The 13,161-nt window shown below is 66.8% G+C and carries 9 protein-coding genes and 2 tRNA genes; 5 read left to right on the top strand and 6 right to left on the bottom strand.

Translation table 11 applies throughout. The features are described 5' to 3' along the window. Positions 1-11: 11 nt before the first annotated feature. From NED98_RS15855 to NED98_RS15840, 4 genes are all read right to left on the bottom strand, one after another. Positions 12-1,196: an acyl-CoA dehydrogenase family protein gene (locus tag NED98_RS15855; protein WP_265313625.1), complete on the bottom strand. Its 1,185-nt coding sequence runs from the start codon at positions 1,194-1,196 to the stop codon at positions 12-14. Beyond that, positions 1,196-2,515 carry an amidase family protein gene (locus NED98_RS15850; protein WP_265313624.1) on the bottom strand — a complete coding sequence of 440 codons (1,320 nt, stop codon included), beginning with the start codon at positions 2,513-2,515 and terminating at the stop codon, positions 1,196-1,198. The genes NED98_RS15855 and NED98_RS15850 overlap by 1 nt, the downstream gene beginning before the upstream one ends. Positions 2,516-2,686: 171 nt before the next feature. After that, positions 2,687-4,714, bottom strand: a complete 2,028-nt coding sequence (locus NED98_RS15845; RefSeq protein WP_265268893.1) for a 3-hydroxyacyl-CoA dehydrogenase NAD-binding domain-containing protein — start codon at positions 4,712-4,714, stop codon at positions 2,687-2,689. Between the two features lie 43 nt (positions 4,715-4,757). Beyond that, positions 4,758-5,981, bottom strand: a complete 1,224-nt coding sequence (locus NED98_RS15840) for a serine hydrolase domain-containing protein (RefSeq protein ID WP_265313623.1) — start codon at positions 5,979-5,981, stop codon at positions 4,758-4,760. A 151-nt stretch (positions 5,982-6,132) separates the two neighbouring features. Here NED98_RS15840 and NED98_RS15835 point away from each other — a divergent pair, with 151 nt between their 5' ends. Next, positions 6,133-7,830, top strand: a complete 1,698-nt coding sequence (locus NED98_RS15835) for a class I adenylate-forming enzyme family protein (protein WP_265313622.1) — start codon at positions 6,133-6,135, stop codon at positions 7,828-7,830. 132 nt (positions 7,831-7,962) lie between these two features. Here NED98_RS15835 and NED98_RS15830 read toward each other — a convergent pair whose 3' ends face one another. Further along, on the bottom strand, positions 7,963-9,423 hold the full coding sequence (locus NED98_RS15830; protein ID WP_265313621.1) for an FGGY family carbohydrate kinase: 1,461 nt from the start codon (positions 9,421-9,423) through the stop codon (positions 7,963-7,965). Positions 9,424-9,653: 230 nt separating this feature from the next. Here NED98_RS15830 and NED98_RS15825 point away from each other — a divergent pair, with 230 nt between their 5' ends. Beyond that, positions 9,654-10,913 carry an AI-2E family transporter gene (locus NED98_RS15825; RefSeq protein WP_265313620.1) on the top strand — a complete coding sequence of 420 codons (1,260 nt, stop codon included), beginning with the start codon at positions 9,654-9,656 and terminating at the stop codon, positions 10,911-10,913. A 23-nt stretch (positions 10,914-10,936) separates the two neighbouring features. Next, positions 10,937-11,013, top strand: a tRNA-Asp gene (locus NED98_RS15820). 25 nt (positions 11,014-11,038) lie between these two features. Here the strand turns inward: NED98_RS15820 and NED98_RS15815 are convergent. Then, a complete protein-coding gene (locus tag NED98_RS15815) occupies positions 11,039-11,221 on the bottom strand; it encodes a hypothetical protein (protein WP_179512049.1) in 183 nt (60 codons plus the stop codon). A 108-nt stretch (positions 11,222-11,329) separates the two neighbouring features. Between NED98_RS15815 and NED98_RS15810 the strand changes: the two genes are divergently transcribed. Continuing rightward, a tRNA-Leu gene (locus NED98_RS15810) sits at positions 11,330-11,414 on the top strand. Between the two features lie 61 nt (positions 11,415-11,475). Further along, positions 11,476-13,107, top strand: a complete 1,632-nt coding sequence (gene tig, locus NED98_RS15805; RefSeq protein ID WP_265268897.1) for a trigger factor — start codon at positions 11,476-11,478, stop codon at positions 13,105-13,107. Positions 13,108-13,161 lie beyond the last annotated feature (54 nt).

The raw sequence follows: 13,161 nt of genomic DNA, 5'->3' as shown, positions 1-13,161 counted from the left end.
CGGTTCGCGCGTCACGCGCCCGGCAGGTTGAGGATGCGCTTGGCGATGATGTTGAGCTGCACCTCGGATGTGCCGCCCTCGATCGAATTGGCCTTGGTGCGCAGCCAGGCGCGCACCTCGCGGCCGTGTTCGGTGGCGTCGCTTTCCCATTCGAGCTGGTCCGATCCGCCCGCGGCCATCATCAGCTCGTAGCGCGCCTTGTTGAGCTCGGTGCCGTAATATTTCATCATCGAGGGCTGGGCGGGGTGCGCCTGACCCGCCTTCAATTCGTCGATGAACCGCTCTGACTGTGCCGCGAACGCCCTGGCGCGTACCTCGAACAGCGCGATCTGCCCGCGCAGCAGCGGATCGGCGAGCCGCCCGTCGTCGTCGAGCCCGATCGTCTTCTTGGCGCCCTCGATCAGCGGATTCTTGCCCCCGCCGCCGAGCCCCATGCCCGAGATCATCTCGCGCTCGTGGCCGAGGAGGTATTTGGCGACGTCCCAGCCCTTGTTGAGCTCGCCGACCAGATTCTCCTTCGGCACCTTCACATTGTCGAAGAAGGTTTCGCAGAACGGGGAATAGCCGGAGATCAGCAGGATCGGCTTGGTCGAAACACCCGGGGTCCGCATGTCGAACAGCACGAAGCTGATGCCGTTATGCTTGTTGGTCGGATCGGTGCGGACAAGGCAGAAGATCCAGTCGGCCTTGTTGGCATAGCTGGTCCATATCTTCTGGCCGTTGACGAGGAAGTGATCGCCCTTGTCCTCCGCCTTGGTGGCGAGGCTGGCGAGGTCCGACCCCGCATTGGGCTCCGAATAGCCCTGGCACCAGCGGATTTCGCCGCGCGCGATCTTGGGCAGATGCTCCTTCTTCTGCGCCTCGTTGCCATATTTGAGCAGCGCCGGCCCGAGCATCGAAATGCCGAACGACGACAAGGGATTGCGGCAACGCAGCTTGGCCATTTCCTCGCGCAGGATTTTGGTCTCGGCCGCCGAGAGGCCGCCGCCGCCATAGTCCTTCGGCCAATCGGGCACCGTCCAGCCGCGTGCGCCCATCCGGTCCATCCACAATTTCTGCGCCGGGGTCATCTCGCTCTGGTCGCGGCCGCCCCACACGGCGTCCTTTTCGGTGCGCACCGGCTCGCGCATCTCCGGCGGGCAATTGGCTTCGAGCCAGGCGCGCGTCTCGGCGCGGAATTGTTCGAGGTCGCTCATCACTTGCTCCATATGAGATTGTGCGCCGCGCGCGCGGCGGCGATCGAGAGATGATCCTGATAGCGGTCGGTGATGACCTGCACCCCGATCGGCAGCCCGTCCTTGCCGGTCGCGACCGGCACGCTGGTTGCGGGCAGCATCGGGAAGGTGGCGAGCCCGGGCCAGGCGAATTGCGCGCCGAACGAGGTGTCCTCGCCGTCGATCGTCAGCCGGCGCTGCGCCAGCGGGGTATCGTCGTGCGGGAAGGCGGTGGTGGCGAACATCGGCGCGATCACCGCGTCATAATCGCCGAACAAGGTGGCCCATTGCCGCATGTTGCGCGCCTGATGATCGCCGAGATCGAACCATTCGGCGAGCGTCGGCACCGGGCGATCGCCCATCGCCGCGCCGCGCGTCATCGCGATGTTGAGCATGTGCATGTAATGGCGGTGCTGCTGCGCGAGATCGGGGAGCAGATCGCTGCGATGATCGACCTTCGCCCCGGCATCGGCGAAGGCGTCGCCCACCGCCTGCAGCGCCGCGCGCATCTCGGCTGAAAGCGTCGCCTCGGGGTGATCGGCGAGGATCAGGATGCGCCACGCGCCGGCCTCGCGGGGTGCTGCCGGGGCGACCGGATGATCGGCGAGCACATCGAGCGCGACGACCAGATCGTCGGCGTTGCGCGCCATCGGCCCGCACACCCCGAGCGCGACCCGCGCGCCGTCGCTCCCCGGAAAATGATGCCCGGTGGAGGAGAGCAGGTCGAAGGTCGGCTTCAATCCCCACACGCCGTTGAACGCGGCAGGGGTGCGGATCGAGCCGCCGATGTCCGATCCGATCTCCAGCGGCACCATCCCGCTCGCCAGCGCTACCGCCGCGCCGCCTGACGATCCGCCGGCCGAGCGCGTGTGATCGTGCGGATTGAGCGTGCGGCCGTAGATCGGGTTGTTCGATTGCAGATCGGCGAGGCCGACGGGCACATTGGTCTTGCCGAGCACGATCGCGCCCGCCGCCTTGAGGCGCTTGACCAGCACCGCATCGTCCTGCGCGGTGAAATTGCGTTGCGCCTCGAACCCCCAGGTCGTCTTGAGCCCGGCGATGTCGTAGCTTTCCTTCACCGTCATCGGCACGCCGAGCAGCGGCGCGTCGAAGCCGTGCTTGATGCGCTGGTCGAGCGCGGCGGCGGCGGCGCGGGCGCGATCGAAATCGCGCACCACCACTGCGTTGAGCGCGGCGTCGCGCGCCTCGATCCGCGCGATCGCCGCCTCGGTTTCGAGCAACGCGCTGGTCTCGCCGGCGCGGACGGCGGCGGCAGTTTCAAGGGCGGAGCGTTCGGTCATTGCGTTACTCCAGGAAATCGCCGTTCCGGCAAAGGCAGGGAAAGGAGAGCTTGCCACCCCGGCGAAGGCCGGGGTCCAGCCACCGGCCGTTCGCGACCGGGCCCCTGCCTCCGCCGGGCGGCGCTCAAATTATCCTGCCTTCTTCTAAGGCGCGGGAGGTGGCGTGATGGGTCACTTCAACTGGCCACCGCTCTCGGCCGCCGCCTTCAGGCTCTCGGCGACCTTGAAGCCGTATTTCTCCAGCGCGGCGACGACCTTCTTCAGGCCCTCGGTCTGCGCCCAGAACATCGGGCCGCCGCGATAGACCGGCCAGCCGTAGCCGTAGATCCACACCACATCGATATCCGACGCGCGCTGCGCCTTGCCTTCCTCGAGGATCAGCGCGCCTTCGTTGACCATCGTGTAGAGCGTGCGCGCGACGATCTCCTCATCGGTGATCTCGCGCTTGGGCAGGTTCGATTTCTGGCGGAATTCCTCGATGATCTCGGCGACGCGCGGCGACGGGGTCGGGTTCCGCTTTTCGTCGTAATCGTAGAAGCCGGCCTGCTTCTTCTGACCCCAGCGGCCCTCGGCGCAGAGCGCGTCGCGGATCGTCTCGATGCGGTTGGGGTCGCGGTGCCAGCCGATATCGACCCCGGCGAGGTCGGACATCTGGAACGGCCCCATCGGCATCCCGAAATCGACGTGGACCTTGTCGATCTGCTGCGGGGTCGCGCCTTCCATCAGCAGCTTGTTCGCTTCCTGCTGGCGCGGGGCGAGCATGCGGTTGCCGATGAAGCCGTGGCACACGCCCGCGACCACCGCGACCTTGCGGATCTTCTTGGCCAGCGCCATCACCGTCGCCAGCACGTCCTTGGCGGTCTTGTCGCCACGCACGACCTCAAGCAGCTTCATGACATTGGCGGGCGAGAAGAAGTGCATCCCCAGCACGTCCTCCGGCCGGCTGGTCGCCGCCGCGATCTCGTTGACGTCGAGATAGGAGGTGTTGGAGGCGAGGATCGCGCCCGGCTTGGCGATCTTGTCGAGCCGCGCGAAGATTTCCTTCTTCACGTCCATATTCTCATAGACCGCCTCGATGATCAGGTCGCAGTCCTTGAGTGCGTCGAAATCGAGCGTCGGGGTGAGCAGCCCCATCGCCTTTTCCGGCGCGTCGGGCTTGATCCGGCCCTTGGCGGCGGATGCCTCGTAATTCTTGCGCATCACGCCGGTGCCGCGATCGAGCGCTTCCTGATTCATCTCGACGATCGTCACCGGGATGCCGGCCGACAGGAAGTTCATGCTGATCCCGCCGCCCATCGTCCCCGCGCCGATCACGCCGACGCGGTTGACGGTGCGCAGCTTGGTATCGGCGGGCACGTCGTCGATCTTGGCCGCCTGACGCTCGGCGAAGAAGATGTGGCGCTGCGCGGCGGACTGGACCCCCATCATCAGCTTCATGAATTCGGTGCGCTCGAATGCCATCCCCTCGTCGAAGGGGAGCTCGGTGGCTGCCTCGGCGCAGCGGATGTTCGCCTCGGGCGCGTCGAAACCGCGGAACTTCCTGGCATTGGCCTTGCGGAATTCGGCGACCGCTTCCGGGTCGGCCTTGGCATCCTTGTCGCGGATGCGCGGGATCGGGCGCTTGGCGGCGACTTCGCGCGCAAAGGCGATCGCATCGGCTTCGAGGCTGTCCTCGCCGACCAGGCGGTCGATCAGCCCCAGGTCGGCGGCCTTCTTCGCCGGCACCGGATCGCCGATCGCGAGCATCGGCAGCGCGGCCCTCATCCCGATGAGGCGCGGCAGCCGCTGCGTCCCGCCGGCGCCGGGCAACAAGCCGAGCTTCACCTCGGGCGTGCCGATCACCGCCGAGGGCACCGCGACGCGATAATGGCAGGCGAGCGCGGTCTCGCACCCGCCGCCCAGCGCGGTGCCGTGGATCGCGGCGACCACCGGCTTGGGCGAGGCGTCGATCATGTCGATCACCTCATGCAGCGAGGCACCCTTGGGCGGCTTGCCGAATTCGGTGATGTCGGCGCCGGCGAAGAAGGTGCGGCCGTCGCAGCGCAGCACCATCGCGGTAATCGATGCATCGGCGATGCCTTCCTTCACCCCGGCTTCGAGCCCGTCGCGCACCGCCGCGCCGAGCGCGTTGACCGGCGGCGAATCGGAGATGATGACGAGGACGTCGCCGTGGCGTTCGGTGCGGACAGGGGAGGTCATGATTTCAGGTCTCCAATTGATCGGACAGGAAGCGCGCCGGCGCTCAGGTCAGCGCGGAATAGATCATCGTCTTCAGCTCGCGGCGGATCGGATAGAGCATCGACGGCGATAGCTGGGTCATGAATACCATCGACAGCCGCTCGACGGGATCGATGAAAAAGGCGGTCGAGAACATCCCGCCCCAATAATATTCGCCGACCGACCCCGGCATCATCGAGCGCGCGACGTCGATCGTCACCGCAAAGCCGAGCCCGAAGCCGGTGCCGGCATTCTGCGTCTCGCTGAACAGCGAGGTCGACATGCTCGAAAGGTCCGCATTGCCGGGCAGATGGTTCATCGTCATCAGCTCGATCGTCTTGCGACCGACGATGCGCGCGCCGTCGAGCTCGCCGCCGCCCAGGCACATCTGACAGAAACGGTTATAGTCATGCGCGCTGGACACCAGTCCGCCGCCGCCCGAGACGAATTTGAACGGCGTCGCCCACATGCTCTCGCTCGCGCGATCGAACATCTGGCGGCCCTTGCCCTCGATGACGGTATAGCAATCGACCAACCGGTCGAGCTTGTCGGTGGGGACGGTGAAGAAGGTGTCGTTCATCCCCAGCGGGGCGAAGATGCGCTCGGCGAAGAAGCGTTCGAGCTTCATCCCCGATACGCGCTGGACAACCAGCCCGAGCACGTCGGTCGCCACCGAATAATTCCAGCGCGTGCCGGGGGAGAATTCGAGCGGCAGCTTGCCAAGAGCGGCGATGAAGCTGTCGAGATCGTAATCGCCGTGCCAATTCTCCAGCTTGAGCGCGCGGTGCGCGGCGTCGATGTTCGATCGGTTCTGGAACGAATAGGTGAAGCCCGCGGTGTGGCGCAGCAGATCGACCATCCGCATCGGCTCGGCGCACGGCTTGGTCACGAACGGAACCCCCGCGCCACCGCCGTCATAGACCCCGACGCCCTTGAGCTCGGGGAGGACGTGGTGGACCGGGGTGTCGAGCGCGACCTTGGCCTCCTCGACCAGGATCATGAACGCCAGCGAGGTGATCGGCTTGGTCATCGAGGCGATGCGGAACAGCGCGCTTTCGTCGATCGCCTTCTTCTTGCCCTCGCGCGCCGCGCCCTGCGACGAGAAATGCACCACCTCGCCGTCGCGCGCGATCAGCAATTGCGCGTGCGGGAAGTGCCCCGGATCGAGGTAACGCTCCTTGAGCAATCGATCGATCGCGCCCAGCCTGCTTGAGTCGAGCCCATGCTTTTCCGGCTTGGCGATCTTCATGTCCGCTCCATACCCCCGCTTCAAATCTTCTCCACGCCCTATCGCTTGAGTGATAAGAAAATCAATCCTAACCTCTGCGCTGACAAACCCATTTTTCGAGTTGGAGAGATTCGCCGTGGATAATCAGCCGACGGCCCGCGCGTGGCCAGCGATGACGTTGGACGAGGTGACCGCGATCCTCACCGCGCCGGGCGCACGGTTCGAAATGGAAACGGTGGCGATTCGCGGGGTGCCGACGCGGGTATGGAAGAACGCCCCGCCGCATATGGCCGCGCTGGTCAATTTCTCGCGCACCCACGGCGAGGCGCTGGCGACGATCTACGAGGATGAGCGGGTCTCCTACGAGGCGCAGTTCCGCGCGATCGCGGCGCTCGCCACCGATTTGCGCGCGCGCGGCGTCGCCAAGGGCGATCGCGTCGCGATCACGATGCGCAACCTGCCCGAATGGGTCGTCGCTTTCTTCGCGATCACCTCGATCGGGGCGATCGCGGTGCCGCTCAACGCGTGGTGGACCGGCGACGAACTCGCTTACGGCCTCAGCGATTCGGGGGCGAAGGTGCTGATCAGCGATGACGAGCGCTGGGCGCGAATTGCGCCGCATCGCAAAACGCTGCCGGCGCTCGACCGCGTGCTGGTCAGCCGCGCGGCGGCGATGCTCGACGGCGCGGAGCGGCTGGAGGATGTGATCGGCACCCCGCACGACTGGGCCTCGCTGCCCGATCGTGCGTTGCCGGCGGTCGATCTGGTGCCCGAGGACGATGCGACGATCCTCTACACCAGCGGCACCACGGGCAATCCCAAGGGCGCGCTCGGCACGCATCGCAATTTCATGACCAATATCCTCTCCACCGGCTTCGCGATGGCGCGGATGGTGTTGCGGCGCGGCGACGCCTTGCCCGAGCCGACGCGCAAGGTGGCGCTGACGGTGATCCCTTTGTTCCACGCCACCGCGCTCTCGGCCGGGCTGATGGGGGCGATGGCGGCGGGCAATACGACGATCTACATGCGCAAGTTCGAGGCGTTGCGCGCGATGGAGATCATCGAGCGCGAGCGGGTCAATTCGACCGGCGGGGTGCCGACGATCGCGTGGCAATTGCTCGAACACCCCGAGCGGCACCGTTTCGATCTCTCCAGCCTCGAGATGATCGGTTACGGCGGGGCGCCCTCGGCGCCCGAACTGGTGCGCAAGATCGCGACCGATCTCAAGGCCTTGCCCGGCAACGGCTGGGGGATGACCGAAACCACCGCGACCGTCACCACCCACGGCGCGGAGGATTATCTCGAACGCCCCGAAAGCTGTGGGCCGCCGGTCGCGGTCGCCGATCTCAAGATCATGGACGCGGACGGGGCGCGGGAACTGCCGGTGGGCGAGGTCGGCGAGCTCTGGGCGCGCGGGCCGATGATCGTAAAGGGCTATTGGAACAAGCCCGAGGCGACCGCGGCGACCTTCATCGACGGCTGGGTGCGCACCGGCGATCTCGCGCGGCTGGATGCGGAGGGGTTCTGCTTCATCGTCGATCGCGCCAAGGACATGGTGATCCGCGGCGGCGAGAATATCTATTCGAGCGAGGTGGAGAATGCGCTCTACGCCCACCCGGCGGTGACCGATTGCGCGGTGATCGGCATCCCGCATCGCACCTTGGGCGAGGAACCGGCGGCGGTGGTCCATCTCGCGCCGGGTTCGAGCGCGACCGAGGCGGAATTGCAGGCGTGGGTGCGCGAGCGGCTGGCGGCGTTCAAGGTGCCGGTGGCGATCCGCTTCTCGCCCGAGACGCTCCCGCGCAACGCCAACGGGAAGATATTGAAGCGCGATCTGAGGATGCTGTTCGAGGACCGGGCGGCGGCGTGAAGGTCGACTCCCCTCCCTGGTGAAGGGAGGGGCTCGGGGTGGGTGGGTATGTGGGGCACCGATCCGCTTCCTCGCAGGCCAACCCACCCCCGACCCCTCCCTTGTGCAAGGGAGGGGAGAAGCGGGTAGCTCCTAACCCCCCACGACCTTCCGCACCGCTTCCTCCCAGCCCGCGAGCCGCCGCTCGCGCACCGCTTCGTCGATTGCGGGCGTAAACGTCTCGCGCTCGCCGCGCATCGCGCGTGCTTCGTGGAGGTCGGCGAACAACCCGCGCCCCACCGCCGCGAGCATCCCCGCGCCCAGCGCGGTCGTCTCGGCGAAATGCGGGCGTTCGACTGTGACATGGAGCATGTCGGCGAGGTCCTGCGCCATCCAGTCGTTGGCGACCATCCCGCCGTCGATCCGTAGCGCTGTCCAGTCCTGCCCGTCGGCGGCGAAGGCACGTTTGAGGTCGTGCGCCTGATGCGCCATCGCCTCCAGCGCGGCGCGGATGACATGCGGCTTGCCCGCGGCGAAGGAAAGCCCGCTGATCGCCGCCCGCGCATCGGGTTCCCACCACGGCGCGCCGAGCCCGGAGAGCGCGGGGACGAGATAGACCCCGGCATTGTCCGCCACCGATCGCGCCAGCGCGTCGGTCTCGCGCGCATCGGCGATCAGCCCGAGCGAATCGCGCAGCCATTTGATCAGGCTGCCGGCGACGAACACCGACCCCTCCAGCGCAAAATGCCGCTCGCCGCCGATCTGCCACGCGACGGTGGCGAGCAGCCTGTTGTCCGACCGCGGCGGGGTGGTGCCCGCCTGGGTGAGCACGAAGGCGCCGGTGCCGAAGGTCGCCTTGGTATCCCCCGGCGTCAGGCATGACTGCCCGGCGGTCGCGGCCTGCTGGTCGCCGGCCATGCCGGTGATCGGGATCGAATCACCGAACAAGGTGGTGCGCCCGACCTCGCGGGCACAATCGACGATCTCAGGCAAAGCGGCGCGCGGCACGCCGAACAGCGCGATCAATTCGTCGTCCCATCCGCCGTCGAGCGCCATCAACGCGGTGCGGCTGGCGTTGCTCGCGTCGGTGACATGCACCCCGCCGGTGAGCTTCCACACCAGCCACGATTCGATCGTCCCGATCGCCAGCCGGTCGCCCGCCTCGCGCAGCTGCGGCCATTCGCGCATCGCCCAGCCGATCTTCGAGCCGGAGAAATAGGGATCGAGCAACAGCCCGGTGCGCGCCTGCACCATCGGCTCGTGCCCGGCATCGCGCAGCGCGCGGCAGTCTTCGGCGGTGCGGCGATCCTGCCACACGATCGCCGGGGCGAGCGGCTTGCCGGTCTCGCGATCCCAGAAGACGATCGTTTCGCGCTGGTTGGTGATGCCGATCGCCGCGACTCGCGAAGGCCCGCCGGCCTGCGCGACCATCGCCCCCGCGACGCTCAACGTCTTGCGCCAGATCTCGTCGGCATCATGCTCGACCCAGCCGGGGCGGGGATAATGCTGAGTCAGCTCGGTCTGTTCGGTGGCGAGGCAGCGGCCGTCAAGCGTCAGCAGCATCGCGCGGGTGGAGGTGGTGCCCTCGTCGATAACCAGGATCGTTTCGCTCATGAGATGAGGCTAGCGAGGTTCTCGATGGGCGGCAATTCGGGTGGTTTGGTTCTCCAGATCCACCGTCATCCCGGCCTTGCGCCGGGATCCATCGTGCCTCACGCGCATTGGCAGGAACCTCTTGCCTCCCGCCTGCCTCCCGATGGACCCCGGCGCAAGGCCGGGGTGACGAAGGGGAGGCGGGAAAAATCGTGTTTCCGCTGAATATCGATCCGTCCTAGGGTCAGGCCATGGCCAATCGGTTCCCCACGCCGCCCGACGATGCTCCGCCCGCGCCGCCGGCGGAGGGTGCCTTTGGCCTGCCGCTGACCGCCGACGGGATCGAGGATGCGCGGATCGCGTTGCGCCGCGATCGGCTGCTCGCCGCTTTGACCCTGCTCGTCGGCATCGGCGTGGTGATCGGCACGCCGTTCGCGCTCAAGGCAGGGGCGGAATTCTTCCTGCCGACGACGATCGCGCTGGTCGTCGGCATCGCGCTGATCCCGATGCTCGAATGGCTCGAACGGCGCCGCATCCCCTCGGCGCTGTCAGCGCTGATCTGCGTCTTGCTGTTCCTCGTCGCGGCGAATGTGGTGGTAGCGGCGATCGTCTTTCCGGCGATCGACTTCTTCCGCCAATTGCCCAAGCGAATCGGGCGGATCCAGGAAAATCTCGCGCCGCTGCTCGATCTTTATTCGAGCCTCGAAAAATACGCGAACCGCACCCTGCATCAGATCGCCTCGACCCCGATCCGTCCGACCCCGGCGGCCGCGGCGGTCGCGCCGCCCAATTCGATTCTCGAGCTGGTCGCGAGCTCGGCGCCGGCGGCGATCATCCAGTTGTTCTACGCGGTGCTGGTGATCTTCTTCTTCCTCTCCGGCTGGCGGCGGCTGCGCGAACGGGTGATCACCAGCCGGAACAGCTTCGGCGGGGCGATGGCGACCGCGCGGGTGATCCAGGACGTGGTCGATCACGTCTCCTCCTATCTGGGCACGATCACCGTGATCAACATCATGCTCGGGCTGGTGGTTGCGGGGCTGTTGCACCTGCTGGGTATGCCGTCTCCGCTGATGTGGGGCGGGATCGTCGCGATGCTCAATTACATCCCCTATTTCGGGCCGGTGATCGCCGCGCTGCTGATCGCGATCGGCGCGCTGATGACCTTCGGCGACGTGTGGACCGCGCTCGCCGCGCCGGGGGTGATGTATGCCTGCCATCTGATCGAGGCGAATGTGCTGACCCCGCTGATCGTCGGGCACCGGCTGACAATCAGCCCGGTGATGATTCTCATCTCGATCAGCTTCTGGGGCTGGATCTGGGGGACGCCGGGCGCACTTCTTGCGGTGCCGCTGCTCGTCATCATCCAGACGGTGGTGGGCGCGGCGGGCAAGCCGGACATCGCCGGCTTCCTGTTCGAACACGGCACGCTGATCCGCCAGGAACGCCGCGGCAGGCGTCGCGATGAAAAAGGTTCAACAACCCCTGTTGACAGCCCCGGGTCACCCGCCTAGTTGGCGCGCCTCACGCTTTCCAAGCGGGTGTAGCTCAGTTGGTTAGAGCGCCGGCCTGTCACGCCGGAGGTCGCGGGTTCGAGCCCCGTCACTCGCGCCATTCCCTTTGATCCGGGAAGGCGTTTTCAAGCAGCAGAAACAGGATTCACCGGGGCGGGATCGTCGCCGGGTGAACCGGGATCGGGCACGTCGACGTCCGGCCCCACCGGATCGATTTCCGGCGGCGGCGGGGCAGGCGGCGCGGGCTGGTCCGGCGGCGGGATGCCCGGCGGTTCGGACGGCGGCGGGGGTGGTGATGACACGGCCATGACGGCTCCTCTCACGTGGGGAACGCGGCGGCGGCGATGCGGTTTCCGCGTGCGGCTTGCCGAAGCGACCCCGGCGGTATAGAGGCGCGCACTTCGGCGGTGTCCCATGCGGGCGTGGCGGAACTGGTAGACGCGCCGGATTTAGGTTCCGGTATCGCAAGATGTGGGGGTTCGAGTCCCTTCGCCCGCACCAGTCCCCCGCGCGTTTCGCGGGGCGGCACCACCTCATCCGATTTTCTAGACGAAGGCTGACGATGCAGACTGTCGAGACGTTGAACGAAGGGCTGAAGCGCGCCTACACGCTGACCATCACCGCCAAGGACATCGAGAAGAAGGTCGATGCCGAGCTGAAGCGGGTCGCGCCGCAGATGCGCATGCCCGGCTTCCGCCCCGGCAAGGTGCCGGCGAATCTGGTGCGCAAGATGCACGGCCCGGCGCTGCTGCAGGATGCGCTCAACACCTCGATCCAGGAAGGCGTGCAGTCGCTGATCGCCGAGAAGCAGCTGCGCCCCGCGATGCAGCCCTCGGTCGAGCTCAACGACGGCTATGAGCCGGGCAAGGACGCCGAGATCAAGGTCGCGCTCGAAGTGCTGCCGCAGGTGCCGACCCCGGCGATCGACGGGCTCAAGCTCGAGCGGCTGACCGTGCCGGTCGCCGACGAGGCGGTCGACGAGCAGCTCAAGAAGTTCGCCGACCAGATGAAGCGCTGGGAAGACGCCAAGCCGACCTACAAGGCGAAGATGGGCGATCAGGTGACCGTCGATTTCGTCGGTAAGACGATGGACGGTGTGGCGTTCGAGGGCGGCACCGGCACCGATATGGCGATCGAGCTCGGCGCGGGCCGGCTGATCCCGGGCTTCGAGGATCAGGTCGTCGGCGTGAAGACCGGCGACGAGCGTCAGATCAAGGTCACCTTCCCGGAGGATTATCCGGCGAAGGAATTGGCCGGCAAGGACGCGACCTTCGACCTCATCGTCAAGTCGGTGAAGACCGCCGCCGAGAGCCAGATCGACGAGGAACTGGCCAAGAACCTCGGGCTCGAGAGCCTCGAGCAGCTCCGTGGGCTGCTCAAGGGGCAGATCGAGCAGGAGCATAACGGTCTCACCCGCACCTATATGAAGCGCAAGCTGCTCGATCAGCTCGCTGCGGGCCACGATTTCGAAGTGCCGCCGTCGATGGTCGAGGCCGAATTCAGCCAGATCTGGCACCAGCTCGAGCATGAAGCGACCCATGAGGCCGATCCCAAGGCCGCGATGGAAGAGCTGGAGAACGACCGCGAGGATTATCGCAAGATCGCCGAGCGTCGCGTGCGGCTCGGGCTGCTCCTCTCGGAGATCGGCCAGGCCAACGGCGTCGAGGTAACGCAGCAGGAAATGAACCGCCTGATCGCGCAGGCTGCGCAGCAGTATCGCGGCGAGGATCAGCAGCGCTTCATCCAATACGTCCAGCAGGAGCCGATGGCCGCCGCGCAGCTCCGCGCGCCGCTCTACGAGGACAAGGTCGTCGACTTCCTGTTCGACAAGGCCGAGATCACCGATCGCGAAGCGACCCGCGAGGAGCTGGAAGCCGCGATCGAGAGCGACGACGGTTTCGCGACCGGCACGCACAGCCACGATCACGACAACCACAAGCCGCGCAAGAAGGCCGCCGCGAAGAAGGCCGATGCAGGCGACGACGCCGCCGAAAAGCCGGCGGCGAAGAAGGCGCCGGCCAAGAAGGCCGCGGCAAAGGCTGACGAAGCCCCGGCCGCTGCCGAGGAAGAAGCCAAGCCCGCCGCCAAGAAGGCGCCGGCCAAGAAGGCTGCCGCCGCCAAGGCCGACGACGCCGAGGCTGCGCCGAAGCCTGCCAAGAAGGCCCCGGCCAAGAAGGCTGCCGACAAGGCCTGATCGCCGCACGGCAGATTTGGATAAGGAACGGGCGGGGCGTCGCAGGACGACCCC

The sequence above is a fragment of the Sphingomonas lycopersici genome (genome assembly GCF_026130605.1).
Classification (GTDB): Bacteria; Pseudomonadota; Alphaproteobacteria; order Sphingomonadales; family Sphingomonadaceae; genus Sphingomonas; species Sphingomonas lycopersici.
Note: the sequence above shows the minus strand (reverse complement) of the source record. Positions and strands in the feature narration are given on the sequence as shown.

Excerpts from the sequence above, each read along its gene's own strand:
- NED98_RS15855 (WP_265313625.1), bottom strand. The coding sequence starts at position 1,196 with ATGAGCGACCTCGAACAATTCCGCGCCGAGACGCGCGCCTGGCTCGAA.
- NED98_RS15850 (WP_265313624.1), bottom strand. The coding sequence starts at position 2,515 with ATGACCGAACGCTCCGCCCTTGAAACTGCCGCCGCCGTCCGCGCCGGC.
- NED98_RS15845 (WP_265268893.1), bottom strand. The coding sequence starts at position 4,714 with ATGACCTCCCCTGTCCGCACCGAACGCCACGGCGACGTCCTCGTCATC.
- NED98_RS15840 (WP_265313623.1), bottom strand. The coding sequence starts at position 5,981 with ATGAAGATCGCCAAGCCGGAAAAGCATGGGCTCGACTCAAGCAGGCTG.
- NED98_RS15835 (WP_265313622.1), top strand. The coding sequence starts at position 6,133 with ATGACGTTGGACGAGGTGACCGCGATCCTCACCGCGCCGGGCGCACGG.
- NED98_RS15830 (WP_265313621.1), bottom strand. The coding sequence starts at position 9,423 with ATGAGCGAAACGATCCTGGTTATCGACGAGGGCACCACCTCCACCCGC.
- NED98_RS15825 (WP_265313620.1), top strand. The coding sequence starts at position 9,654 with ATGGCCAATCGGTTCCCCACGCCGCCCGACGATGCTCCGCCCGCGCCG.
- NED98_RS15815 (WP_179512049.1), bottom strand. The coding sequence starts at position 11,221 with ATGGCCGTGTCATCACCACCCCCGCCGCCGTCCGAACCGCCGGGCATC.
- tig (WP_265268897.1), top strand. The coding sequence starts at position 11,476 with ATGCAGACTGTCGAGACGTTGAACGAAGGGCTGAAGCGCGCCTACACG.